The organism is Bradyrhizobium sp. Arg816 (genome assembly GCF_029989365.1).
Classification (GTDB): Bacteria; Pseudomonadota; Alphaproteobacteria; order Rhizobiales; family Xanthobacteraceae; genus Bradyrhizobium.
Genome location: NZ_JAPRAQ010000020.1, coordinates 13,197 through 37,335 on the forward strand (window position 1 = coordinate 13,197; position 24,139 = coordinate 37,335).

The 24,139-nt window shown below is 63.2% G+C and carries 21 protein-coding genes and 1 pseudogene; 7 read left to right on the forward strand and 15 right to left on the reverse strand.

The window, feature by feature from the left end:
* Window positions 1-13: 13 nt before the first annotated feature.
* The gene (locus tag OWC48_RS34015) at window positions 14-316 is read right to left on the reverse strand and encodes a hypothetical protein (RefSeq protein ID WP_282523890.1); all 303 of its coding nucleotides are present in this window, start codon (window positions 314-316) and stop codon (window positions 14-16) included.
* A gap of 250 nt (window positions 317-566) precedes the next feature.
* Complete coding sequence (locus OWC48_RS34020; protein WP_282523891.1) at window positions 567-764, reverse strand: hypothetical protein; 198 nt, start codon at window positions 762-764, stop codon at window positions 567-569.
* A gap of 68 nt (window positions 765-832) precedes the next feature.
* Here OWC48_RS34020 and OWC48_RS34025 point away from each other — a divergent pair, with 68 nt between their 5' ends.
* Window positions 833-1,606, forward strand: coding sequence for a hypothetical protein (locus OWC48_RS34025; protein ID WP_282524004.1), 774 nt, complete (start codon window positions 833-835; stop codon window positions 1,604-1,606).
* Between the two features lie 268 nt (window positions 1,607-1,874).
* Here OWC48_RS34025 and OWC48_RS34030 read toward each other — a convergent pair whose 3' ends face one another.
* Together OWC48_RS34030 and OWC48_RS34035 are read right to left on the reverse strand one after the other, a co-directional pair.
* Window positions 1,875-2,318: a type II toxin-antitoxin system VapC family toxin gene (locus OWC48_RS34030; RefSeq protein WP_282523892.1), complete on the reverse strand. Its 444-nt coding sequence runs from the start codon at window positions 2,316-2,318 to the stop codon at window positions 1,875-1,877.
* Between the two features lie 14 nt (window positions 2,319-2,332).
* Window positions 2,333-3,079 (reverse strand): OB-fold nucleic acid binding domain-containing protein, encoded by a 747-nt coding sequence (locus OWC48_RS34035; RefSeq protein ID WP_282523893.1) that lies wholly within the window; start codon window positions 3,077-3,079, stop codon window positions 2,333-2,335.
* Window positions 3,080-3,946: 867 nt separating this feature from the next.
* Between OWC48_RS34035 and OWC48_RS34040 the strand changes: the two are divergent.
* The 4 genes and pseudogenes from OWC48_RS34040 to OWC48_RS34055 form a co-directional block, all read left to right on the forward strand.
* Window positions 3,947-4,072: pseudogene (locus tag OWC48_RS34040) on the forward strand (SOS response-associated peptidase); the annotation flags it as partial.
* Window positions 4,073-4,194: 122 nt separating this feature from the next.
* Window positions 4,195-4,362, forward strand: a complete 168-nt coding sequence (locus tag OWC48_RS34045; protein WP_282523894.1) for a hypothetical protein — start codon at window positions 4,195-4,197, stop codon at window positions 4,360-4,362.
* A gap of 1,074 nt (window positions 4,363-5,436) precedes the next feature.
* Window positions 5,437-7,959, forward strand: a complete 2,523-nt coding sequence (locus OWC48_RS34050; protein ID WP_282523895.1) for an autotransporter domain-containing protein — start codon at window positions 5,437-5,439, stop codon at window positions 7,957-7,959.
* 744 nt (window positions 7,960-8,703) lie between these two features.
* Entirely contained in the window at window positions 8,704-9,864 is a 1,161-nt protein-coding gene (locus OWC48_RS34055) for an MFS transporter (RefSeq protein ID WP_282523896.1), read from the forward strand.
* 6 nt (window positions 9,865-9,870) lie between these two features.
* On the opposite strand, the gene OWC48_RS34060 is transcribed toward OWC48_RS34055, so the two are convergent.
* Complete coding sequence (locus OWC48_RS34060; RefSeq protein ID WP_282523897.1) at window positions 9,871-10,860, reverse strand: tripartite tricarboxylate transporter substrate binding protein; 990 nt, start codon at window positions 10,858-10,860, stop codon at window positions 9,871-9,873.
* A 298-nt stretch (window positions 10,861-11,158) separates the two neighbouring features.
* On the opposite strand from OWC48_RS34060, the gene OWC48_RS34065 reads away from it, so the two are divergent.
* Window positions 11,159-13,999, forward strand: coding sequence for a winged helix-turn-helix domain-containing protein (locus OWC48_RS34065; RefSeq protein WP_282523898.1), 2,841 nt, complete (start codon window positions 11,159-11,161; stop codon window positions 13,997-13,999).
* Window positions 14,000-14,037: 38 nt separating this feature from the next.
* On the opposite strand, the gene OWC48_RS34070 is transcribed toward OWC48_RS34065, so the two are convergent.
* The 3 genes from OWC48_RS34070 to OWC48_RS34080 all read right to left on the reverse strand — a co-directional run bounded on the left by OWC48_RS34070 (window position 14,038) and on the right by OWC48_RS34080 (window position 17,696).
* The gene (locus OWC48_RS34070; RefSeq protein ID WP_282523899.1) at window positions 14,038-14,976 is read right to left on the reverse strand and encodes an aldo/keto reductase; all 939 of its coding nucleotides are present in this window, start codon (window positions 14,974-14,976) and stop codon (window positions 14,038-14,040) included.
* Between the two features lie 82 nt (window positions 14,977-15,058).
* Window positions 15,059-16,552 (reverse strand): MDR family MFS transporter, encoded by a 1,494-nt coding sequence (locus OWC48_RS34075; protein WP_282523900.1) that lies wholly within the window; start codon window positions 16,550-16,552, stop codon window positions 15,059-15,061.
* Between the two features lies 1 nt (window position 16,553).
* Complete coding sequence (locus tag OWC48_RS34080) at window positions 16,554-17,696, reverse strand: HlyD family secretion protein (protein WP_282523901.1); 1,143 nt, start codon at window positions 17,694-17,696, stop codon at window positions 16,554-16,556.
* Window positions 17,697-17,835: 139 nt separating this feature from the next.
* Here OWC48_RS34080 and OWC48_RS34085 point away from each other — a divergent pair, with 139 nt between their 5' ends.
* Window positions 17,836-18,477 carry a TetR/AcrR family transcriptional regulator gene (locus tag OWC48_RS34085; protein ID WP_282523902.1) on the forward strand — a complete coding sequence of 214 codons (642 nt, stop codon included), beginning with the start codon at window positions 17,836-17,838 and terminating at the stop codon, window positions 18,475-18,477.
* A 94-nt stretch (window positions 18,478-18,571) separates the two neighbouring features.
* Here the strand turns inward: OWC48_RS34085 and msrA are convergent, their stop codons facing one another.
* The 7 genes from msrA to OWC48_RS34120 form a co-directional block, all read right to left on the reverse strand.
* A complete protein-coding gene (msrA, locus tag OWC48_RS34090) occupies window positions 18,572-19,087 on the reverse strand; it encodes a peptide-methionine (S)-S-oxide reductase MsrA (RefSeq protein ID WP_282523903.1) in 516 nt (171 codons plus the stop codon).
* Window positions 19,088-19,116: 29 nt separating this feature from the next.
* Entirely contained in the window at window positions 19,117-19,587 is a 471-nt protein-coding gene (locus OWC48_RS34095) for a cupin domain-containing protein (protein ID WP_282523904.1), read from the reverse strand.
* A 21-nt stretch (window positions 19,588-19,608) separates the two neighbouring features.
* On the reverse strand, window positions 19,609-20,031 hold the full coding sequence (locus OWC48_RS34100; protein ID WP_014493564.1) for an OsmC family protein: 423 nt from the start codon (window positions 20,029-20,031) through the stop codon (window positions 19,609-19,611).
* A 121-nt stretch (window positions 20,032-20,152) separates the two neighbouring features.
* The gene (locus tag OWC48_RS34105; RefSeq protein ID WP_282523905.1) at window positions 20,153-21,001 is read right to left on the reverse strand and encodes an enoyl-CoA hydratase/isomerase family protein; all 849 of its coding nucleotides are present in this window, start codon (window positions 20,999-21,001) and stop codon (window positions 20,153-20,155) included.
* Window positions 21,002-21,066: 65 nt separating this feature from the next.
* Window positions 21,067-22,380 (reverse strand): epoxide hydrolase family protein, encoded by a 1,314-nt coding sequence (locus OWC48_RS34110; protein ID WP_282523906.1) that lies wholly within the window; start codon window positions 22,378-22,380, stop codon window positions 21,067-21,069.
* Window positions 22,381-22,673: 293 nt separating this feature from the next.
* The gene (locus OWC48_RS34115) at window positions 22,674-23,375 is read right to left on the reverse strand and encodes a VOC family protein (RefSeq protein ID WP_282523907.1); all 702 of its coding nucleotides are present in this window, start codon (window positions 23,373-23,375) and stop codon (window positions 22,674-22,676) included.
* 33 nt (window positions 23,376-23,408) lie between these two features.
* Complete coding sequence (locus OWC48_RS34120; RefSeq protein WP_282523908.1) at window positions 23,409-24,077, reverse strand: sensor histidine kinase; 669 nt, start codon at window positions 24,075-24,077, stop codon at window positions 23,409-23,411.
* Window positions 24,078-24,139 lie beyond the last annotated feature (62 nt).

A 24,139-nucleotide genomic window follows, 5' to 3' on the forward strand; every position in this document is an offset into this window, starting at 1 on the left:
GGAAAACACAAAGCTAGCCGGTGTTCGTTGCAAGATAGAGAACTAAGGCGGAGTTGCAGTCGGTGAGTGCTGTCAGCGTGTGACCCACCACATTCCACATGTCATGAGGCACTGTTTCGTCCTCATAGAAGTTATTGACGGATCGCAGTTCTGCGGTCGCGTCGCCTAGTTCTTTGACAATCTCCTTCAGATTGGGAATCTCCGTATGTTCGCGCGCGGCTTTACGGACCGCCTTCTCCATCGCGTCTAGTTCGGTGATATGGCTCTGTAGCGCTCTAATAGTCTTCTCGCGAAACATTCGTTCGTCTGCATCCATAGCTCTCGTCCTTTCTCAACCAAACGATTCCATTGCCCGGCTCATCGCGGGAGGCGTCCGGTCTTCAACCCGACTTGCGGCCCCACGCGAATCGGGAGGCTGTACGTTGGCACAATGCAGGGTAGCAACGCGAGGATCGGGAGGCTTGTCCCGGTTATTCACAGGTTCGATCACTGCATCGTCGGAGCCGCTGGCACGATCTCGATCTTAGCCGACTTGCCGCAGCCATCCGACGAGACCACGGTTGCCGTCAGCGGCGGAACATCTTGAGCCGGTTGGGCTTCGCCGGCCCGCTGCAGATCCGTTCGACGCCGTGGGGACCGTAGCGCGTGACGCTGGCGGTGCCGCGCGCGTCGATGACAACGAGATGAAACGGGCCCTCAAATTCGCCCCCCTCGACAAAGTCGGAGATCAGCCTGGCGAAGCGCTGTTGGTCTTGCGGCGACATCAGCGGATGGTAGCAGAGCGTAACCGTACCGGGGAACTGTGTTATAAACGCGCGAGAAAGGCGAGTCGATGACTTACCCTCAATCTACGCTTCAGGAGCTGGCCGAAAGCGAACGGCAAATGGTGCTGGAGGCCGAAGGTCGGTTCGGAAAGCATTGGCTCGAAGCCCGCGCGAGTTCGATTTTTCTTTCGCGTTGCATGATTGCGATAGATCACGACCGGATGCATGTCGGCCGCTTTAGCGCGATCCTGAAGAAGCACCATCTACTAGCGATCATGTCAGCCGTTCGCCTGCACAAGTCGCAAGCAATGTGGAATCTACGACAAGTTCTCGAAGCTGGCGCGCACGCCGCCTTCGCTATCGCCAATCCCGACGACGAACATTTCTTCAAGTGGGAAAACGGCGTGCTCGTCCTTCCGCCGAAACTTCCCGGCAAGCGTTACGATTGGCTAGCGCAAAACCACAAACCGTTTTCCGACGCAATCAAAGCCAAAAAAGATTTGCTCAATGAGTCGCAGACTCACGCGAACGTCGTCGCGGCGCATGGCGTCTTCCGCATGGAAGGGAATCAGGTTCAAGCGCCGTTCTTCGACGTTGAAGACGAATATCACGTCAAGATTGATCTATGGCTAGCGGCGGCCGTCGCACTCGACGTGATGAAGCTCTTCCGGGAAGTGAACCAAGGGCATAACGTCATCGAGTTCGTCGAAGGCTTCGATGGGCACCTGACGACGTTGGAGAACAGGGTGATGGCCCTCATGGACGAGATGAAGGCGACCGAACGATGGCAACGAGCGGAAGCCGCGCGGCTGGCAGCCGAGGCGGCAACCAAAGACGTCTAGGCGCACGCCGGACTCGCGCATTTCGCCGAAGGTGATCTTTTGAAGGTAGGTCGTCATGGCACGCGCGTCAGGTGTCAGCGTCGCGAGAAGTTTTCGCCATCGCCTTCTCAACCTATCGGCAAGCTGGTTCAGATGCTGCGCCAGCCGGTCGAACATGTCCCGCTTTGTGGGGTTCGTTGCGAGGTCGCGGATCAGGGCGGCTTCAGCCGCATCCTTGCGGAGTTTTTCCAAGCTGGCTTGATAATCTTTCATGGCCTGCCATCCCGTCTCACAATAGCTTTTTTTGAGCCGGCGCGATGGGCTTTCTGATCAACAGCGGTGGCGTGCCGATCAGCCCGGATTTTTTGAGCAGCCCGTCGTCGAATGTCTCCAGCGCGTGAACCTTTGCTTCGAGCGCGGTGGCGATGTGGATGGCGTCTTTGGGCTTCACGCCGTGATCCCAAACCAACTCTTGAGCGCTTTCGGACACGACCCTCGTCACGTTTCGAAGCCGCATCGACGATCTGCGAAAAAACCGACGAACAATATCGGCCTTGTCCTTTGCAACCGGTGGCGCGTTGCGCATCCAGAGCACTTCCGCAATCGCGAGGGTAGACGTGACGATTAGCACGTCGCCAGCATCAGCGCGGAGCAGCGTGCCCTCACATAGCTCCGCCTTGCCCGGCTCCGATTGGAGCCAACCGAGAAAGGCGTCGCTGTCCCAATAGATCAATTCAACTGGCAAACTTAATTACGGAGAATTCCTCTCACGTCCCCTGCTGTCGGCAACTCGCTGTCATCGGGCAGGCTGACAACGCTGGCCGCCTCGATGCTGATCGGCATTCCGTTTTTGCGATAGTGGATCACGCCGCTAACCTCGACGCGCTTCCGGAATTTGTCGAACACGTCGGCAAGCAGGTGCTCCGGGAAAAAGCAGCGAACCTTCTGCTTCAGCATGGCGTCGCGGATTTGAAATTGCAGGGTGCCGCTGCTGCTCTCGGTGATCGTTTCCAAGCGGCCTTCGATGGTCCCATAGTCTTTATAGTCGGCGCGAAAATCCTCGCGGATGATGCTCGCAATTTTCGGGTCTAGCTCGACCGGCTTCTTGTGAACCCAAAGACGGACCGGAATCATGTGGCCCTGCGTGCCTTCGGAGATTTCCGCCAAGGTCCGCAGGTGCTTGACGGCCGCCTCTGGCAAACCGGAGTCGTCGATGTCACCTTCGGCAATGCGCTGAACACCCTTCTCCGCGCGCGCGAGAACAGCGTTCACCACCTCAATCGGAGTGGCCGGCATTGGATCAACGCCGAGCAACGTGCTGCCCTCGCGAACGCGCACGACCCATCGCGCCGGCTCACCCTCCGGAGCAAAGCTCGCACTCACTTCCTGTATGTATCCGAAGAACGCGCGGGCAGCCGTCATGAACCGCTCGGGAGATAGATTGGCACCTATCTCCAGCGTGAGTTCACTCGGTATCTGGTCGGCGGTGGCCATGACCCATCAACCAATCTGCTGCTCGCGTCCCCATGCAAACTACGCGCATTATCCGTCGCTGGCGTCAATCATCCGTTACGCCGTCACATAGGTTGGAAGGGCCTAGATCTCCCGCTATCGACCCGATCCGACCCAGACGTCGGCAGGCATCGGGCCGCCTGCACTCCATCGGGCTCCACAGAAATTCATATAAAGCGCCTTGGTCGCACGCCGGTCGGATCGCGACACAAATGTGGACACAACAGCGTCAGAGCATTGAAATATCTAAGCTTTCTGCGCCCATACTCCTCCTGCGCAGTGGTTGGACGGCTTATGCCGCGCTCTCCCGGGAGCCGAGTTCCTTCTGGCCTCCCTCACCCCAGCGAAAGTCGCCGACGCCGCGCCGGTTGACGCGACTGCCGCATTCGCAAGAGCTTGACCGTAGCAACGACGGTCAGGACCACACGGTTTTGCCGTACGCACGGCCCGCTATTTCGCCGCAGTTTTTCCGGCCCTGTCGACGGAGCCGGAAACTTACAGACGAGACGAACCTGACAGCGCCGCTCATCCGGCACGAGGCCTCGGGGCTCACGGAGAGCAATCCGCCCTGCCCTTGACCTCTCGCGCCCGACGCTGCCGCGTCCACCGCAAGCCCGGCTCGCGACAGTGACGACACAAGATCGCCCCTCAAGGATGAGCCGGGATGGACGACACATACGCCATTTCCGAATTTCGGTAAAGTGGAATATTTCTTGCAGGCGCGGCTTGACACCGGCGCAGCTCGGAATGACCCGGTGTTTTGCCCGACGGCCGGGGCCGGCGGCGTGACTGGCGGCCCGCCTGTGCGGAGCGGCGGCGGCATGCCCCACCGCATCAACACCATCTCGCATGTGCAACCTCTACAGCATCACCACTAATCAAGCCGCTATCGCCGCATTGTTTCGCGTCGTCAACCGATACGTCGGCAACCTCGCACCGATGCCCGGCGTGTTTCCCGACTATCCTGCGCCGGTCGGGTCGCAAGATCGCTACGTCGCGCACCGTGCAGGATAGATGCCATCAAAACGGTGCCAGCAATGCCGCTTTAGCCACACTTACCGGTGAGGACCTGATCTTGAAACGTAGGAGAGTACGTCATGCCGCTGACCGATCAGTCGCGAAATCATGTTGGCGAACTGAACGAGAGAAAAAATTGCGAGGAATTCCAAAATCATTTCGAAAAGCCTCCGGGTTCGAAAATTCGCTGTCGTAAAACACGCCCCAGCCCGGAGACCGCAAATCTAAAACTGTTTGTTGCGGCGTAAACGCAAAATGGAACAGTTCAACGAAGAAACAATAAATCAGTTGCCTTTCGGCAACAGCATGAGGAGATTGCGGCGTTCTCGAAAACACGCTGTCATTGCCGCCGGTCGCCCACGTCGCGCCAGCATCTATCCGTACTGTTCATCGAGTGGCGGCTCGCCGCACTTGTCGGCCATCTCCTGACAGATGCAAGCGATCTCGAACATGACCCGCCCGATGCTGCGACGGATCGCAAGATCCGCCGCGCGGCGGACACCGCGCCAGGTAGGCTCGACAGTGCGGTCAGGGTGACACCGGCAATTCCCTCGATGAGCGCATCAACATCTGCCCGCCGCACCAGTTCGCGCCTGCTTCTCCATCAGCCGCAGTTGCAGCATCTCGGTCTTGCCCCTGACGTGATCAGCACCAGCGGCGATTGCCGCCACTCGCGGCAAGCATCGAAGGTAGGCAACGCGGCCTCTGGTCGAGCGGGAAGCCGTCACCCTGCCGCTGGATCACGCTTTCGGCCTCGAGCTTCCCTATGTAGGTCCGACTGCAATCGAGGTGTTGCGCCAATGCCGACGCGCTGACCGTCGCGGGCTTTCTGGGGCCGGGTCGAGGGGAAGGCTTGGCGATGGACGCGACTGTCTCGGTCGTCAGCGTCATTCCTGCTACGTCGCGCAGGATAGCCCACTTCCGCTTTCGGCGGCATAGCGGACCACGACCAGACTTACCACAGGCTAACTCGATCTCGAATGGACCAAAACCGCCGTGTCGACGTGCCTTAGGGCAAGCGAACTACTCAGAATTGGTCAGCAACTCTGTCCACTTCGTCACACGTTCGCAACAGCAAGCCACAAACTGTAATTGCGCTTGTCGTTCGCCACACTTAAGGCAATCCACGCTCTCACCGTTCGTCAGGTCATTGCTGAAGTCGCGGCTCCTCGAAGGGGGAACGATGAGTGACAGCATCAAGCGAGCCAACGTCGATACAAAAGCGCCGGAGGTCAGCGCGACAAACGCGGCAAGATATTCGGTCCGCTTGCGCAGGGGGTGAGGTTCGCGCGCATCTGGTGGCAACGGCGGCAGTAGCGGCCTTGCTCGCGGCGACATCCGCACACGCGCAAGATGCGACTTGGCTGCGCAATCCCGGCTCCGGAGATTTCAACACCGCCGGCAACTGGAACCCCGCCACAGTGCCGACCGGTATTGGCACCGCGTTCTTCGGGCAGTCCAATATCACCAGCCTGACGTTCAACTCGGGTGCCGCAAACAGCCTCGGCGGATTTACCTTCAATAATGCCTTCGCGGGGCCCTATTCGTTCCTTCTTGCTCCCTTGAGCAGCCTGACATTTACCGGCGCGGGCATCTCCAACTTTACGCCGAACGGCGTGCAAATTACCGTTTCGCCCCTCAGCAATTTGGTGTTCGCTAGCAACAGCACAGCGGGCACTTCGGTGGGCACTGCCGCCACCACAATCACCAACGGCGGCAACGTGACTTTTGCTGGCACCAGCTCGGCGGGCACCGCTACGATCGCGAACAACTTTCAGTTACTTTTCACGAACAGCAGCACGGCTGCCAACGCCACCATCACCACGAATGGTATAACGACGTTTGCGGGCAACAGCACCGGCGGCAATGCGCAATTGATCACGAATGCTGGGGCGAACCTGACTTTTGAGTTCACGGCGGGGCCAAATGGCGACAATCAGATCACAGCCGGATCGATCGCGGGCGCCGGCAATTACATACTTCCCGGTAAAACACTGACAGTTGGCAGCAACGATCTATCGACCGGGGTCAGCGGTGTGATCGTCGGCGCCGGCGGATCGCTAGTCAAGACGGGCAGTGGCACGTTGACGCTGTCCGGCACCAATACTTACACCGGCACAACGACGGTGAACGCCGGTTCGCTGTTAGTGGATGGTTCGATCGCATCATCGAGCCTGACCACTGTGAACTCAGGCGCTGCGCTCCACGGTAGCGGCACCGTAGGCCCGGCGAGCATTAACGCGGGCGGCTTCCTCGTTCCCGGTCCGGTGGGGACGCCGAGCAGCATAAACGTCGCCGGCAGCCTCGCGTTTCAATCCGGCGCGTTCTACATCGTGCAGGTAAACCCCTCGACGGCGTCGACCACCAATGTGACCGGCACCGCTTCGCTCGCGGGGACAGTGGGGGCCGTTTTTGCACCTGGGAGTTATGTCTCGCGCCAATACACCATTTTGACGGCCGCCGGCGGGCTCACCGGCACGTTCGACGCGCTCGCCACCTTCGGCTTGCCGGCCGGCTTCGGGGCGCGACTGGCCTACGTCGGCAACGACGCAATACTTAATCTCAAGGCCCAGCTCGTTCCCGATCCTAACCCGCCAATACCTATACCACCCATACCGGGTGGACCGGCGCTGCCGCCGCCCCCACCGGTCTTCACCGAGAACCAGCTCAACGTCGGCCGTGCCATCGACAACTTCTTCAACAACGGCGGTACGCTGCCGCCGGCCTTTGTGCCGCTCTTTGGCCTCGCCGGCAGCAATCTCACCAATGCCCTCGATCAGATCTCCGGAGAAGTTGCGACCGGTGCACAGACAGCCGCATTCCAACTCGGCAGCCAGTTTCTCAACCTGATGCTCGATCCGCTCGTCGACGGCCGATGCGGTGTTGGCCGCACGGACTATCCAGCGCTCGGCTTCAGGCCCGACTGCGAGCCTCGGCCGTCGGGACCAGCTCTTGCCTATGCCTCGATGTACACCAAGACACCCCCGGCGCCGGCGCCGATCTATGAGCCGCGCTGGACGGTGTGGGGTGGCGGCTATGGCGGGGGCAACAAGACCAGCGGCGATCCCGTGATCGGCAGCCATGATCTTTCGGCACGCACCGCGGGTTTCGCGGGCGGGTTCGACTACCGCCTTGCGCCCAATTCCGTGGTGGGCTTTGCAATCGCCGGTGGCGGCACCAATTGGAGCCTGTCGCACGGGCTTGGCGGTGGTAGAAGCGATGCCTTCCAGGCTGGCGTTTACGGCGCGACCCGCTGGGGCGCGGCCTATCTCGCTACGGACTTCGCCTTCACCAATCACTGGATGTCAACCGACCGCTTCGCCTTTGGCGGCGACCATCTGACGGCTGACTTCAACGCGCAGAGCTACGGCGGGCGGCTGGAAGGCGGCTATCACTTCGAGACGCCGTATGTCGGAGTTGCGCCCTATGCGGCGATCCAGGCGCAGAGCTTCCACACGCCGAGCTACGGCGAAATCGGCACCATTCCCAATGGCTTTGCCCTCGCGTTCGGTTCGCGCGATGCGACCGACACCAGGAGTGAGCTTGGTGCGCGCTTCGACCGGTCGCTGGCGCTCTATTCCAACGCCGTGCTGACGTTGCGCGGCCGGCTCGCGTGGGCGCATGACTGGGTGAGTGATCCCACCCTCATGCCGGTGTTCCAGGCGCTGCCGGGGGCGAGCTTCATCGTCAACGGGGCGATCCCCCCGAAAGATTCCGCGCTGACGTCGGTGGGTGCGGAGCTTCGGTTCGTCAACGGCATCAGCCTGCTCGCCAAGTTCGACGGCGGCTTCGCCTCGCACTCATCCACCTACGCTGGCACCGGCACGATCCGCTACAGCTGGTAACAACGGCCCGCCACTTCTCGGGCAGGGACTTCAGCTTATGGGCCCTTGCCGCCTACAAGTGGTTCGCGTCCGCCTTCAGCGGATAAGCGGTCTAGGGCCTATTGGGGCCCGGCCATCTCACCCGCGGTTCGCTTCGTCATTCAGAGATCTGAAAAGCGTCTTGTTCTGCAAGAGATTGTCTCATCCACGGCACCCGAAAATTAGTGCTGGACGCCAGGACCACACGGTTTTGCCGTACGCACGGCTCGCCGTTTCGCCGCAGTTTTTCCGGCCCTGTCGACGGAGCCGGAAACTTACAGACGAGACGAACCTGACAGCGCCGCTCATCCGGCACGAGGCCTCAGGGCTCACGGAGAGCAATCCGCCCTGCCCTTGACCTCTCGCGCCCGACGCTGCCGCGTCCACCGCAAGCCCGGCTCGCGACAGTGACGACACAAGATCGCCCCTCAAGGATGAGCCGGGATGGGTAACACATACGACAAATCCGAATTTCGGTAAAGTGGAATATTCTTGCAAGCGCGGCTTGACACCGGCGCAGCTCGGAATGACCCGGTGTTTTGCCCGACGGCCGGGCCCGGCGGCGCGCTCACGAATATCGTCCCGAACGCGACACGCTTCGGAACCCAGGTTGACGTCACGCCGTTCTTGAGCACTATCTGCGACAATTCGAGCACGCCTCGGACATAAAGGCGCGGCAATCTCAGGGCTTGTCGATCGCCCCGCCCCTGCTTCCCCGGAGTTCCCATGCATTCTGCCGACCGGCCGGCAACGCGCCTCGCGACGCGGCTCGCCTTTCTCGTCGCGGGCTTCGGCATCGCGTGCTGGGCGCCGCTGGTGCCGTTCGCCAAGACGCGGCTCGGCGTCGACGACGGCGTTCTTGGATTGCTCCTGCTCAGCCTCGGCATCGGCTCGGTCGTTGCGATGCTTCTGACCGGGGTCATGAGCGCGCGCTACGGCAGCAAGCCGATCATCATTGCGGGCGGACTCGGTCTGGCGCTGGTGCTGCCCCTGCTGGCGATCGCGAGCTCGCCTGCAACGCTGGCGCTGGCCCTGTTCGCTTTCGGCGCCGCGCTCGGCTCCATCGACGTCGCCATGAACATCCATGCGGTCGAGGTGGAGCGCGACGCGGGCCGCCCGCTGATGTCCGGCTTCCACGCGCTGTTCAGCATCGGCGGCTTCACGGGATCCGCCTTGATGACGGCGCTGCTCTCGCTGCAACTCGGCGCGCTCGCCTGCACGCTGATCTGCTCCGTGCTGATGCTGATTGCAATGCTGGCGGCCTGGCCGCGCCTGCTTCGTTCGGTGCAGGTGCTGGACGGACCGCTCTTCGTGCTGCCGCATGGCTCCGTGCTCCTGCTGGCGCTGCTCGGCGCCATCACATTCCTCGTCGAGGGCGCGATGCTCGATTGGGGCGCGCTGCTCGTCATCGGCGCGGGCCTCGTCTCGGAGGCGCAAGGCGGGATCGGCTACATCGTGTTCTCGATCGCGATGACGGCGGGGCGGCTCGGCGGCGACGCTGTCGTTGCGCGCATCGGGGATCGCACGACATTGTTCTGGGGCAGCATCATTGCGATCGCGGGCTTCGTAGTCCTGCTCACGGCGCCCGTTGCGGCGGTCGCCATCGGCGGCTTCCTGCTGATCGGCCTCGGTGCGTCGAACCTCGTGCCGGTGCTGTTCCGCCGGGCGGCCAGGCAGACTGTGATGCCCACGGGGCTCGCCGTCGCCGCCATCACGACCGCAGGCTACGCCGGCATCCTCATTGGTCCCGCCGGTGTCGGCTTCGTCGCACGGCTTGGCGGATTGCCGACAGCGTTCTGGCTGCTGGCCGCGCTGATGTGTCTCGTCGCGCTGTCGGCGCGCATCGTCACGGCAGAGGGCCGCCAAACATCGCGCGTCGAGGCCTGAGCGGCCTTACAAATTGCTCAGCCCGATCGACTTGATCACGGGCCCCAGGCTTGCCGTTGTCGCATCGACAATGCGCTGGAATTTGTCCGGGCTTGAATCGCCGTCCGGCTCCATGCCCTGCGCGCGGTAGCTTGCCTGAAGCGCCGGATCGCCCATGGCGAGACGTGTCGCCTGCGCGATCTTGTCGATGATCGCATCGTCCGTGTCCTTGGGCGCGAACAAGCCGAACCATCCCCCATATCGGATGTCGGGCATGCCGGATTCGACGGCGGTCGGGATCTCCGGCGCCCCGCTCAGCCGCGTTTCGGTGGTGACCGCCAGCAGCCTCACTTTCCCGGTTTGAGCCAGTTGCTGCAATTGAACGGACATGACGGCAATGATCAGCGAGATCTGGCCGCTGACGAGGTCGTTGGTTGCCTGCGAGATGCCCCGATACGGAACGTGGACGATATCCAGCCCGCCGGCCTGCTGCTTGAAGGATTCGCCAACCAGATGATTGCCGGTGCCGATGCCGGGTGTCCCGTAGGACAGCTTTCCCGGATTGGCTTTGGCGTAGGCGATCAGCTCGCGCAGGTCTGCGGCGGGCACCGACGGGTTGATGGCGAAGACCAATGCACTGCTGATCAGGCGGTAGATGGCTCGGAAATCGTCAACGGAATAGCCGGGATTTTTCGAGGTCAGGGGAATGATGACCTGCGTGCTGCCGTTGCCGAGCAGCAGCGAATAGCCGTCGGGCTCCTCGCGCGCGACCGTCGCAGCCCCGATCGCGCCGCCCGCACCGCCGATATATTCCACGAAGGTCGGCCCAAGCAGCGATGACATCTTGTCCACCCAGGGACGCCCGATCTGGTCCCCCGCTCCGCCGGCTCCATACGGAAGCACGAGGCGAATGGGACGAGACGGATAGTCAGCGGCTTGTCCGCTGCGCGGGATGGCCGCCAGAGCCGCTGCGCCCGATAGCGCATGAACGAATCGTCGCCGCGAGAAGGAAGCCATGTTCGAATTCCGGAAGTCGGTAGTCACTGTCGAGGCGGGACCGGCTCCCGAACCATCCAATCTCAGCAATCTGCTACCGTCGTCAATGCGCCATCCGGGTGAGAGCACCGGCGTCATCGCCTTGTCATGTCAGCATAACCCCTTATTTTTTAAGGGTTATTTCAGCGGACCGACCGACCCAAGCCATGCGCGCAGGGCTGCCAGCTTTGCCCACTGCTTTCGGCCAGTTTACTGTACGCCTCGTTCTGATAGACCAAAAAGTAATACATTTTGACTCCCGTTGCGGGGGCAATGGCGCGTGCCAGATCGTACCGAAGACTCGGCCATTTCCTTTGGGCCATTCCGACTATTTCCGAAGTCGCGGCTCTTGGAGAAGGAGGGCTCGCCGCTTCACGTCGGCGGCCGCGCGCTCGATATTCTGATCTTCCTCGCCGAGCGCCCCGGCGAAGTCATCGACAAGAGAGAGCTGGTCAAGCGCATCTGGGCCGACGTCAATGTCGACGAGGGCAGCCTGCGCTTCCACGTCGCGGCACTGCGCAAGGTGCTGGGCGATACCGGCAAGTCGGCCCGTTATGTCGTCAATGTGCCCGGCCGCGGCTACTGCTTTGTCGCCTCGCTCGCTCAGGCGGCCCCGCCGGCCGCTCAGCCCGCCGTGAACATCTCACCTCCCCGCTCCCTTCCCTCGCCGCTCTCCAAAATGGTCGGACGGGAGGAGATCGTCGAGAAGATATCGAACGGGCTTTCATTGCATCGCTTCATGACGGTGGTCGGCCCCGGCGGCATCGGCAAGACCGCCGTCGCCGTCACCGTCGGGCATCGCAGATCGGCGGATTTCGGCGGGCGCGTATTCTTCGTCGACTTCGGTCCGCTGAGGGATGCCAGCCACATCGCGACCACCATCGCCTCCGCACTGGGACTGACCATCAGCGCGGAGGATCCGACGCCGGCCCTGCTGACATTTCTGAAGACCGGCCCAGCCCTGCTGATCTTCGACAGCTGCGAGCATGTGCTGGATGCGTTGGCACCGCTCGTCGAGCGCATCGTTCGCGACGCACCGCAGCTCCGCGTTCTCGCAACCAGCCGCGAATCGTTCCGGAGCGATGGCGAACGGATTTTCCGCCTGTTCCCGCTGGATTGCCCGCCGGAGCGCGAGGACCTTGATGTCGCCGAGGTCCTCGCTTACCCCGCGGCCCAGCTCTTCGTCGAGCGCATTGCGCAGAGCTCGGGTCCGTTCCAGCTCAGCGCGGAAGAGGCACCGCTCGTCGCGAGCATTTGCCGGCGCCTCGACGGCATCGCGCTCGCGATCGAGCTCGCGGCCGGCCGTGTCAATGCGTATGGCATTGCCGGCACGGCGTCGCTGCTCGACAGCCGCTTCTCGTTGCAGTGGCGGGGTCGGCGCACCGCCGTGCCACGACACCAGACGCTCGCCGCGGCGCTCGACTGGAGCTACGATCTGCTACCTCCCGCCGAGAGTGCCACGCTGCGACGCCTGTCGGTCTTTGCCGGGCCCTTCGCGCCGGAGGCGGCTGCCGCGGTGGCCGCCGGCGACGGCCTTGGCGCGTCCGAAACGCTGGAGGCGATCGACAGCCTCGTCACCAAATCGCTGATCTCGCCATCCGCCTCGCGAACGCTGCGCTATCGCCTGCTCGACACCACACGCACCTATGCGCATGGAAAGCTGAACGAGCTCGGTGAGACCAGTCAGTTCGCGCGGCGTCATGCAGAGCATTTCCGCGACTTCTTCGAGCGCGCGGAGGCCGATACATCGACGTTGCTGCCGGAATGGCTGAGCATCTATGGCGCGGAGCTGGACAATGTGCGCGCCGCATTGAACTGGGCCTTCGGGCCCGACGGCGACGCCGCACTCGGGATCGCGCTGACGGCGGCTGCCGTCACGCTGTGGGTCCGCCTGTCCCTGTTCGCCGAATGCCGCGAGCGCGCCAAGACGGCGCTCACCGCGCTCGGCGACAGCGGCGGCGACGATCGCATTCGCATGCAACTCCTATCGGCGCTCGGCTGGTCGCTGATGTATGGCGAGGGCCGCGCCCGCGAGGCGCGTCCGATCCTCGAGACGACCCTGGAGCTGGCTGACAGACTCGACGACAAGGACTTCAGGCTGCGCGCGCTCTGGGGCTTGTGCATCGACCAGTTCAACAACGGACAGTTCGGCAAGGCCCGTGCGCTCGCCGACCGGTTTGCGAATGCAGCGGCGAACTCGTCGGACAGGACCGACCTCATGCTGGGCGACCGGCTGATGGCGGTGGCGCTGCATTATCTCGGCGATCAGAACGACGCACGGCTGCGCATCGAGCGCGTGAACGCGTCGCTGCATGTGCTGGCGGAGAAGCCGAAGATCTTCCCGCTCGACCTCAGGATATCGACGCAATATTTCCGGGCCCGCATCCTGTGGCTTCAGGGCCTCGCCGATCAGGCGCAGGCGCTCGCCGCCCGAAACATCGAGGAAGGTCGCGCCAACGGCCACGCGCTGACTTTCTGCAGCGTGCTGGGGCAAGCCGCTTGCCCGATCGCCTTCTGGTCCGGCGATTTCGAAGCCGCGGAGCGCCACGGCATTGAGCTGCTCGAACACACCGAGCGCCACGCCATCCGGCTGTGGGGCCTGTGGGCACGGGCCTTCAACGCGGCGGTCGTCGTAAGGCGTGGCGACGTCGCAACCGGCCTGCCGCTGCTGCGCGAAGAGCTCAATCGTGCCGGCGATGCGCGTTTCCTGCCGCGCTTTCTTCCGCTGCTCGGCGAACTCGCCGCGTGTTCCGGCGAGGCCCACCAGGTCGACCGTGGCCTCGACGTGATCGAGGACGTCCTGACCCGCTGCAACGACCGGCAGGAGCTGTGGTATCTGCCGGAACTGATCCGCATCAAGGGCGAGTTATTGCTCAAGAGCCCGCGGCATGCGGGGGACGCCGAGGCGCGCTTTCGCGAGGCCATGCACATTGCCAACCAGCAGGGCGCGCGATTCTGGGAACTGCGCGGTGCGATCAGCCTCGCGCGGTTCATGATCGGAGCCGGCCAGAATGCAGAGGCCCTGGCAATTCTCGAACGTGCATGCGGGCCGTTCAGCGAGGGCGACGGCATCGCCGATATCCGCAGCGCACGCGATTTGATCGCGCAACTCCGGACTTGACGAGGCCGGCCGAAGGCCTTCGTACCACGCCACTCGCTTCATCCTGCCCGCGGAATGAATCCGGGCACGCCGGTCTCGATCACTGTGTTGAACCGGACATTCGTCGTGATGTGGTCCCGCATCTCCCGCATGGCGTCTTCAGGCAGCGTCGAAATATCGAGATTTTCCTCGATCCGACGAGGATTGGTCGAGGTCGTCAGGAAAGCCGTGCCGCGCTGGACGGCCCAGGCCAGGGCGACCTGGGCCGGCGTCTTGTGCAGGCGCTCCGCGATGGCGGTGATCACGGGGTCAGCGAGGAGGTTCGGCTTCATGGCGTGTCCCAGCGCGGCAAACGCCTGCAGGACAATTCCATGCTCGCGACAGAAGTCGAGCAGCTCCAATTCGGGCAGGTACGGATGCGATTCGACCTGCACCATGGCGGGCCTGATCCGCGCGACCTCGACGATCTCGCGCAGCTTCTCCAAGGTGATGTCCGACAGCCCGATCGACTTGCAGTGCCCCTCGTCGACGAGGCGCTCCAGCGCCCCCCATGTCTCCGCCAACGTCACGCCTGAATCATAGATCACCTGGCCACTCGCGTCCCTCGGGTCCTGCTCGTCGCCGGGTTGAAAGGCAAAGGGGGTATGGATGATGTAGCAGTCGATCTCGTCGAGTTGGAGCCGCCGGCGACCGGCGTCGAAGGCGGGCCTGACCCGCTCCGGCCGATGATTGGTGTTCCATAGCTTCGTCGTAACGAACAGGTCCTGGCGCTGAAGCGTGCCCGCCTTGAACGCATCCTGCATCGCATCGCCGACGGCCGCTTCGTTGCGATAGCGCTCGGCACAATCGAGATGTCGAAATCCGGCCTCCAATGCAGCCCTGGTGGCCTGCCGGGTCACGTGCGGATCCGGAATGAGCGTGCCAAATCCGACTGCGGGAATCGTCACGGCCTCATGCGTGGGAATTCTCGTGTAACGAAGTGAATCGGAGGTCGTCATGGTGATACTCCTTGTTGACTGCTGGCCGCGCGATGCGGACGAAGCGATCGAGGTTGCGGACACATTTCACGACTCTCCGGCGTTAGCCGACGGGACGCGGCTTACGAAGAAAGAACACCAGCGGGATCACGACGAGCATGGCGAACATCAGGATCTCGAACTGATCGATGACCGCGACCGTGGCCGCCTGGCGCGTGACCATGCCGTTGAGGGCGGCAAGGCCTGGCTTCCCGATCGGGCCCGCGACATTCGCCGCGACACGATAAGGCGTGAGATGCTTGGCGAGCGCGACATGCACGGCCTGGGTGTTGGCATAAAAGAAGAGCTGGACCACCGCGATGCCGATGGTGCTGCCATAGAGGCGCGACAGGTTGATCAGCGCACCGCCTTCAGGGCGAAGCTTCGGATCGAGCGTTCCGAACGCGGCCCTCACGAGCGCCGGCAACAACATTCCGAGACCGGCGCCCTGGAGAAAACCTGCTTCGACGACCGGCCGCCAATCCATCGTCGGCGAATAACCGAGCATCAGCCAGTTGGCATAGACCACCAGCGCCATTCCTCCCATGAGGAACGGCCGGTAGTCGACCTGCCCCGGAACCAGGCTGGTCAGCACCAGCGCTCCCACCAGCGCCACGCCGCGTGGAATGGTCATGTAGCCGGTGGTGTCGACAGGGTAGTTGAGCAACTCCTCCAGCATCGGGGAGGTCAACGCCAATGTCGGCAGCAAGACGAAGCCGAGCGCGAAGGAGATCACCGTCGAGAGGACGAGATTGCGATCCCTGAACAGCGCCGTGCGGAGAAACTGTTCCTTCTTCGTCAGAACGTGCACAATGAAGAGATAGAAGCCCAGGACCGAGGCGATCGCTTCGACCCAGATCTCCGTCGAGGCGAACCATTCGAGGCGCTCGCCGCGATCCAGCAGCATCTGCAGCCCGATCATGCCGGCGGAGAAGGTCGTTAGGCCGAAGACGTCGAAGGGCTGGCTCCGCTCTGCCCGCTTCTCGCCCAGCAGCAGGGCCATCGTCAGGGCGATGAAGGCCGTCATGGGCAGGCTGACATAGAAGGTCGACGGCCAGCCGTAATATTCGCTGAGCCAGCCACCAAGAGCGGGGCCGGTGCTGATGCCGAGCAGCGAACAGACCGTCAATGCCAGGCCCATGCGCGCTTGCCGCGCCGCCGGCGTCGCCTCGAGCAGAATCGCCATTGAGAGCGGCGCAAGTGGTCCGCTCGCCGCGCCCTGGAGAATCCGCGCCAGCACGAACTGGATCGACGTCGTCGCCAGCGTGTCGAGGACAAGACCAAGCGTGAAGACGGCAAGGGCTGTCTGATAGACCGCCTTGCGGCCGTAGCGTCCCGCGAGCCATTGCGTGATCGACATGGTCACGGCGCTTGCAGCGATATACGAGGAGAACACCCAGCCGACCTCGTCATTGGCCATCGAGAGCGTGGCCTGGATGTGCGGCAGCGCGGCGTTCGGTATCGAAATGTTGACGGCCTGCATGTAGGTCGCCATCAGGGCGGCCGCCGAGATTGCATGATGACCGCCGGTCGCGGTCGATGGGAGGGGCGTACTCATTTCATTTGACCTCCGTCGCAAGCGCAGCCTGGAGCAGATGCAGCCAGTTGCGACGATGGCCGGTGTCGACCCGCGCCGTCACGCTGATGCCGGAGAACAGTGGCCGGGTCGGATCGGGATCGTCGAGCTCGAGGCGCACCGGCAGCCGCTGGACGACCTTGACCCAGTTCCCGGTCGCATTCTCCGGTGGCAGGATCGAGAAGTCCGACCCGGTGCCGGGACTCATGCTGACGATATGCGCCTTGAATTTTCGATCCGGATAGGCGTCGACGTCGATCGTCGCCTCCTGGCCCGGCCGCATGTGGGTCAGGCCCGTCTCACGAAAATTCGCCTCGATCCAGACGTCCCGGCTCGACATCAGTGAGAACGTGGGCGCGCCTGCGTTGACGAAACCACCGATTTGCAGATCGTCGACCTTGGTCACGATACCGTCGTCGGGAGCCCTCACCGTGGCGTAGGAGAGATCGAGCCGCGCGCGATCGAGCTGCGCCCTGGCCGCGCGGACTGTCGGATGGCGGTCGACATCGATATCGGGATCGCCGTTGAGCGCGACGACCGTATTGGCGATCTGCTGTTCGATCGATGCCATCCGATGGCGCGCGACCTTGAGATCGGTCTCGGCCCGCTCGTAGACCGCGCGCGGCGTGAAGTCGGAGGCGACCAGCATTCTCTTGCGGTCGAACTCGCGCTCGTCGAAAGAGGCCGAGTCCTTCGCCGATTGCAGTTCCGCCTGCTGCTGGCGGTAGGTCGCCTTGAGGGAGTCGATCTGGAGCCGCGCGCTGCCGAGCCGGGCCTCGGCCTGATCGACGGCGATCTGGTAGGGCTCCGGGTCAATTCGAAACAGGACCTGGCCCTGCCGGACACGCTCATTGTCGCGCACGGCGATCTCGACCGCCTGGCCCGACACCCGCGCATTGATGGTGACTTTCGCGGCGCGCACGAACGCATCGTCGGTCGAGACATATTGTTCCTGCGCCAGATACATAAAGGCGCCGAACACGGCAGCCGCGGCCGGCACCACCAGCATCAGGGGCCGGCGCAGCCGCCTCGCAAGATCCGCTCCGAACAACGGCGCCGCAGCTTCGCTCCCGCGGAAGCTGCGATCGCCCAGCCAGCCGGCGATTGGCGCAAAGTTCAAACCCATCGTCCGCGTCCTCATCTCATTTAATAACGTTCGTTACAAATATTGTACCCCGATGTGAGGATCAAGCCGCGCGACCATTGATTTTTATAACGATCCATACAAATATACGTGTGGAACATGGCAACCAGGTTCGGACGACATGGCACGGAAAAAGAGCGAGACGGGCCCGGCGCGCCGGGGACGGCCACCCGCCTACGACACTGAGACGGCCCTCAAGCGGGCCACGGAAACGTTCTGGAGGACGGGCTATTCCGGCACGTCCCTGGACAAGGTCGCGGCCGCGACCGGCATGAGCCCACCGAGCCTCTACGCGGTGTTCGGCAACAAGCACGCGCTCTATCTCGAGGCCTTGGCGCGCTATTGGGAGATCAGCCTCGCGGCAACGCGCGAGGCTCTCGCAGGGGACCATCCCTTGGACGAAGCGCTGATGCTGGCCTATGACGCGGCGCTGTCGATCTACTTTTCCGGCAAGGGATCAGCGCGCGGCTGCTTCGTGGTCGGTACCGCGGTGACCGAAGTCGCCGAGGATGCGGCGATCCGCAGCAGCGTTGCGACGGGACTGCGCGCGATCGATGCCGATTTCGAGGCCCGCTTTCGCCTGGCGCAGGACAAGGGCGAGCTGGATCGCGAGGCCGATCCGGCTGCACTCGCGATCCTTGCCGCCGCCACGATGCAGACGATCGCCATCCGCGCCCGCGCCGGCGCACGCCGCGCCGAGCTGGGGGAGATTGCCCGCAAGGCGGTGACTGTGATCTGCCGACGCCGGCCGCAGGCGCATTAAGCCGCGAGGAATGCTCGTGGTCGTACGATGAGGGGAGTTCGCACATTTGCACTCCTCGTCAAAAGGCCCTCGGCGGCCGTACGCGACAAACCGGCTAGCCTCCCACCGCGGCCGCGCGCCTTGGCAGCTTCCAGTCGGGCCGGATGAAGTGGCAGGTGTAGCCATCGGGATAGCGCTCGAGATAATCCTGATGCTCCGGCTCGGCTTCCCAGAACTCAGCTGCGGGCGCAACCTCGGTCACCACCTTGCCGGGCCAGAGACCTGACGCCTCGACATCGGCGATGGTGTCTTCGGCCACTCTCTTCTGCTCGTCGCTGGTATAGAAAATTGCCGAGCGGTAGCTCGTGCCCCGATCATTGCCCTGGCGGTCGAGCGTGGTGGGATCATGGATCTGAAAGAAGAACTCCAGCATGGTCCGGAAGCTCGTCTTCGCGGGATTGAAGATGATCTCGATCGCCTCGGCGTGGCCCTCGTGATTGCGATAGGTGGCGTTCTTCACCTGCCCGCCAGTGTAACCGACACGGGTGGAGATCACCCCCGGTTGCCTGCGGATCAGATCCTGCATGCCCCAGAAACAGCCTCCGGCCAAAACTGCGCGCTCTGTCGTCATCTGATACTCCATTCGTTTCGTCGAGATAGTCAGCGCTTGTCCGCTGCCGGATGCAAGCGCGGGTCATCATGGTCATCGTGATATTCGAGGCCCAGCGGCCCGATGGCGGAGACCTGTGTGACGTATTCGCCGGACTTCGCCCAGTGAAAATGCCAGGTCTCGCCGGGCAGCACGATGACGCTGCCCGGCGGATAGGCTTTCACCTGGTCGCCATCAAACCGCTCGCCGAGCCCGATGTAGAACACACCCGACATGACCGTGTAGATGCGGTCCTCCGGATGCTTGTGCGGCATCAATTTTGTGCCACCGGGGACCTTCACCCGGACCACGTAAGGTCCGGGTTCGCTGGGATGGCCGACCATCACGGCCAGCCGCGCGCCCGGCGGGAACGCAGGGAACGGTTGCCAAGCGATGTCCTCGGGCAAAATCGCCCGGAACCTGTCTTCGTCCGGCTGATGCTGGCGAGGCAGATCTTGACGAGACAGATCTTGGCGGGACATGGCACCGCTCCCTGTGTTCGATCAGGTCAATTTGGCGTCGAGCGTGATCGCGGCGTTGAGCACCTTCGACACCGGACAGTTCTTCTCGGCCTCGCCGGCGATCTTGGCGAAACCTGCGTCATCAAGGTTCGGCACCTTGGCGCGAAGCGTCAGTGCCGACTTGCTGATCTTGAAGCCCTTGCCTTCCGGCTCGAGCGTGATGGCGGCTTCCGTCGACAGCTCGTCCGGCGTGAAGCCGGCGAGCTGAAGGCCGAAGGCCAGCGCCATGGTAAAGCAACCGGCATGGGCCGCAGCGATCAACTCCTCGGGATTGGTGCCCTTCTCGTTCTCGAAGCGGGTCTTGAACGAATAGGGCGTCCCGGCGAGCACGCCGGATTCGCTCGACAGATGACCGGTGCCGTCGCGACCGGTGCCCTTCCAGACTGCTGTTGCCTTGCGGATCATCTCAATTCTCCTTGTTGGTTTTCAGGTTGGTTTTTGGCACCGGCGCTCGGTAGCGGAGGAAAGCGACATTGGCACGACCGCCTGTCACCCCTCCAACCGGCCGAACGCCACAGCGGTTCCGTTAGCCGCTGATTTGACCCACATGGAAGCCCAACCGGTTCTCGACGTCGCCGGCGCGGTGGAAGCCGCGCGCCATCAACGCCTTGATACGGGTTTGGCTGGCGGGACGGCCGAGCGCGGCCAGGAACGCGTCCCACTCCGGCTTGATCTCGTCATCCGGTGGCAGGCTCGCAACATCGACGAGACGCTTGGTCTCGGCGATGGCCTCCTTGTCGAACGACGCGATGCGCATGGCGAGCGCCTCGACGAAGCCGTCGAGCTCGGCATCCGGCAGCGAACGGTTCACGTAGCCGTAACGCTCGGCGAGATCGCCGTGGATGTCATCGGCACCGAGCAACACTTCGAGCGCACGGCCTCGGCCCATCAGCCGCGGCAACCGCGCCATCGGCCCGCCGCCGGGCACGAGTCCCGCGCCGACCTCCCATTGCGACAGGATCGCCTTCTCGCGGCTGGCAAAGCGCATGTCGCTCGCCAGCGCGAGCTCGCTGCCGACCCCGGTGGCACGGCCCCGGATCGAGGCAATGGAGACGACCGGCGCGCGGCTGAGGCGCACCAGCATGTCGGGCAGCGCCTCAAGGCCGGTCGGCCCGGGTGGAACGCGAAGCGAGTCCTCAAGCGGCGCCAGGAAGTCGTAATGCGTGATGAAGAAGCCTTCGACGGCGCTGGCGAATACGACCACCTTCACATCCGGATCGGTCTCGATCGCGGTGATGATGTCGTTGAGCAGTGGAAGGTGTTTTGGGCCGAAGATGTTCACCGGCGGCATGTCGAAGGTGACGCGCCAGTATGTCGGCAGGCGGCGCTCCAGACGAATGTCCTCGGTGGTGAAGATCTGTACGGGGCGGTCCATTGTTGGCACTCCTGATATGTGTGTTCGAAAAGGGAACGCACGGCAGCGCGCGTCCCCTGCTCGGTTCAGATCGACTGGCGCAGCGGGCGGAACGCGGTGCGCATTTCCGCAGAGAACAGCGCGGGCTGCTCCCAGGCCGCGAAGTGGCCGCCCTTGTCGAGGCGGTTGTAGTGCATCAGCTTCGGATAGGCCTTCTCGGCCCAGCTGCGCGGCGCGGCATAGATCTCGTCAGGGAACACGCTGACGGCGACCGGGATCTTGATGTGCTTGGGCGCGAAGAACACCAGCTTGTTCTCCCAGTAGAGCCGCGCCGACGAGACCGCGGTGTTGGTGAGCCAGTACAGCGTGATGTTGTCGATCACGTCGTCCCGCGACAGGCCCTCGGTCTTGCCGTCGAACACCCGCGCAATCATCGCAGCACTGCGTGCGTCGTGATCAAGCATCCAGGACGCAAGGCCGGCCGGCGAATCGACGAGGCCATAGAGCGTCTGCGGCCGGTTCGACATCTCGATCGCATAGCCGAGGCCATGCCTGTAGAAATCATCGAGCTGGTCGTAGGCAATGCGCTCGTCGGCCGAGAGGTTCGACGGCCGCGTCCCGCCCGGCTGAAGCGCCTTGGCGATGTCGTCGGGAACGGTGGCGGGCATGTTGGTGTGAATGCCGAGCAGCTCCGGCGGTGCGATCACCGCCATCTGCTCGGTAACGGCATTGCCCCAATCGCCGCCCTGCGCCACGTAGCGGTTGTAGCCGAGGCGTTGCATCAACACGATCCAGGCACGCGCGATACGCTGCGGATCCCAGCCGAGCTCCGTCGGCTTGCCGGAGAAGCCGTGGCCCGGAAGCGAGGGGATCACCAGGTCGAATGCATCCGCAGCCTTCGCACCATGCGCGGTGGGATCGGTGAGCGGGCCGACGATCTTCATCTGCTCGATGATCGAGCCGGGCCAGCCGTGCGTGACGACCATCGGCAGCGCGTTCTCGTGGCGGGAGCGGATGTGAATGAAGTGGATGTCGACGCCGTCGATCTCGGTGACGAATTGCGGCAAGGCGTTCAGCCGCGCTTCCATCTTGCGCCAGTCGTAGTCGTTCTGCCAGTACCGCACGAGCTGCTGGAGCGTCGTGAGCTGCACGCCCTGCGATTGGTCGGCGACGATCTCACGATCCGGCCAGCGTGTCGCTGCGAGGCGGCGGCGGAGGTCAAGCAGATCTTCCTCGGGCACGCTGACTCGGAACGGACGGATGGCGCCGCTTGCAGCGGCCTTTGCCGGACGCAGCGGCAGCAGGCTCGCCACGCTGGCGGCGACCGCGGTCATTGCGGCCTGGCTCAGCAATTGACGGCGGTCGGGATTGAGAATGTCGGCTCGTGCTTGCGTGGTCATGTCGGATCTCCCTTGCTCTGGTCGGTGACGCCAACCGAATTCGAAATCGACGCGTTGTTTCGTCGTGAACAGAGATTGGCGCAGGTCCTGGCAATTTGCTCGTTATCGGTTGTTAGGCTGCGTTAGCCGTTGCGAGTCCGGGGGATGCAAGAGAGAGAGAGAGAGAGAGAGAGAGAGAGAGAGAGAGAGCGAGCGACGATGACGATACGCGCGATGCAGAAGCGACACGGCGCGCGACGAGTTCAGCCGGCGCGCGCCCTGTCAGTGAATTCAAGAGATGAGTTCACTACAACTCAGGAGGGCAGCGGTTGACCGGCCTGCTCGCGGACGATGTAGTCGGCGTACCAGTCCGCCCAGTTCTCGTCGTGTCCGCCGGTACGCTTCTCGTGCTCACCATGCGCGACAGCGGCACGCCGCAGGGTTGCGGCCAGATCGGCCGTCGAGGCAAACGTCGTGCCGTCACCCGCGATGCGTCCAGGCAGTCGCGTCGTGACCTCCTGGAACAGCCAGCCATTGCCGTCGGGATCGCTGAACGAGGCAAACGAGCTGTAGCTGCCGCGCTTCGGGTCAACACCGCTGACCCGGACGCTGCCGAACAGATACGGCTCGTCCGGACCGGCGTGAACGTCGCCCGCACCATGGAATGGTTCGCTCACCACGATGCCGCGGTCGAGCAGCTCCTGTCGCGCGGCCGCCAGATCGGAGACGATCAGGTACAGCCCGCGCGCCGAACCTGGCGCTGCCGGTGTGACGTTCTTGCCGAAGATTACCGAACAGGCCGACCCCGGCGGCGTGAACTGGATCACGCGCCATTCGTCACCTGAGGCAAAATCGGCGTCCAATCGCCAGCCGAGGCGTGTGTAGAACGCCTTGGCGCGGTCGACATCCGACACGGGGATGACGACGATCTCGAGCTTCAGATCAACGCTACGCGATGTCGAAGACGTATTCGGAGACCTCGCCGCGGCGTCGCGGTCGATTTCGGTGGTGGCCATGTCGAACTCCCTGAGTTGAAATTGAAGCGAGCTTCAAGCGGCAGCGGGCATCACGATCGTCACGCGCGTGCCGCCCCGGCCCGCCTCGCCCTGCAACCGCGCGTCGATACTGCGTGCGAGCCCTTCAAGGATGCGGCTGCCGGTGCCCTGAAGCGGACCGGTCGCGCCGATGCCGTTGTCAGCCACCGTGCAGAGCCAGGCGTCGTCGCGGTTGGCCATTTCGATGCGGATCAGCGCATCGTTCTTGTTTGGGAAGGCATGTTTGGCTGCATTCGTGACCAGCTCCGTCAGCATCAAGGCCAGCCGATGACACTGCGATGCCGGCAGCGCCCCGCTCTCGATCGCTGCCTCGCAGCGGATCCCGGCCGGTTCCAGCACTGCCTCGGAGAGCGCCTCGCACAGGTTTTCGAAGAAGGCCTCGACGGAGACGGCGGTCAGGCTGTCACTATCGGACAAAAGCTGATAGAGCCTACCGAACGCGACGATGCGTTGCTCGAACCGGTCCACCGCGCCCGACATATCCCTGGTGCCCGGCCGCGAGAAGTCGCGGCGGACTGACGCACCCAGCAGCGTCAGGGTGTTCTTCATCCGATGGTGGGATTCTCGCAGCACGAGTTCCCAATCACGCGACTGATCATCAGGGCTGGCAATGTGTTGAGAACGAAAGAAATGGTCGCTCGTCTCCAAGCCGATAGCGGACATGATAGCCTCCCCGTTGGACCTAGGACCTAACTCGAAGCGTATACTGGATGCGTCGCGCGCGT

Bases quoted from the DNA above. Each gene is read 5' to 3' on its own strand.
- OWC48_RS34015 (WP_282523890.1), bottom strand. From the start codon at position 316: ATGGATGCAGACGAACGAATGTTTCGCGAGAAGACTATTAGAGCGCTA.
- msrA (WP_282523903.1), bottom strand. From the start codon at position 19,087: ATGACGACAGAGCGCGCAGTTTTGGCCGGAGGCTGTTTCTGGGGCATG.
- OWC48_RS34110 (WP_282523906.1), bottom strand. From the start codon at position 22,380: ATGACCACGCAAGCACGAGCCGACATTCTCAATCCCGACCGCCGTCAA.
- OWC48_RS34055 (WP_282523896.1), top strand. From the start codon at position 8,704: ATGCATTCTGCCGACCGGCCGGCAACGCGCCTCGCGACGCGGCTCGCC.
- OWC48_RS34075 (WP_282523900.1), bottom strand. From the start codon at position 16,552: ATGAGTACGCCCCTCCCATCGACCGCGACCGGCGGTCATCATGCAATC.
- OWC48_RS34105 (WP_282523905.1), bottom strand. From the start codon at position 21,001: ATGGACCGCCCCGTACAGATCTTCACCACCGAGGACATTCGTCTGGAG.
- OWC48_RS34095 (WP_282523904.1), bottom strand. From the start codon at position 19,587: ATGTCCCGCCAAGATCTGTCTCGTCAAGATCTGCCTCGCCAGCATCAG.
- OWC48_RS34020 (WP_282523891.1), bottom strand. From the start codon at position 764: ATGTCGCCGCAAGACCAACAGCGCTTCGCCAGGCTGATCTCCGACTTT.
- OWC48_RS34045 (WP_282523894.1), top strand. From the start codon at position 4,195: ATGCCGCTGACCGATCAGTCGCGAAATCATGTTGGCGAACTGAACGAG.
- OWC48_RS34115 (WP_282523907.1), bottom strand. From the start codon at position 23,375: ATGGCCACCACCGAAATCGACCGCGACGCCGCGGCGAGGTCTCCGAAT.
- OWC48_RS34025 (WP_282524004.1), top strand. From the start codon at position 833: ATGACTTACCCTCAATCTACGCTTCAGGAGCTGGCCGAAAGCGAACGG.
- OWC48_RS34080 (WP_282523901.1), bottom strand. From the start codon at position 17,696: ATGGGTTTGAACTTTGCGCCAATCGCCGGCTGGCTGGGCGATCGCAGC.
- OWC48_RS34120 (WP_282523908.1), bottom strand. From the start codon at position 24,077: ATGTCCGCTATCGGCTTGGAGACGAGCGACCATTTCTTTCGTTCTCAA.
- OWC48_RS34060 (WP_282523897.1), bottom strand. From the start codon at position 10,860: ATGGCTTCCTTCTCGCGGCGACGATTCGTTCATGCGCTATCGGGCGCA.
- OWC48_RS34085 (WP_282523902.1), top strand. From the start codon at position 17,836: ATGGCACGGAAAAAGAGCGAGACGGGCCCGGCGCGCCGGGGACGGCCA.
- OWC48_RS34100 (WP_014493564.1), bottom strand. From the start codon at position 20,031: ATGATCCGCAAGGCAACAGCAGTCTGGAAGGGCACCGGTCGCGACGGC.
- OWC48_RS34035 (WP_282523893.1), bottom strand. From the start codon at position 3,079: ATGGCCACCGCCGACCAGATACCGAGTGAACTCACGCTGGAGATAGGT.
- OWC48_RS34070 (WP_282523899.1), bottom strand. From the start codon at position 14,976: ATGACGACCTCCGATTCACTTCGTTACACGAGAATTCCCACGCATGAG.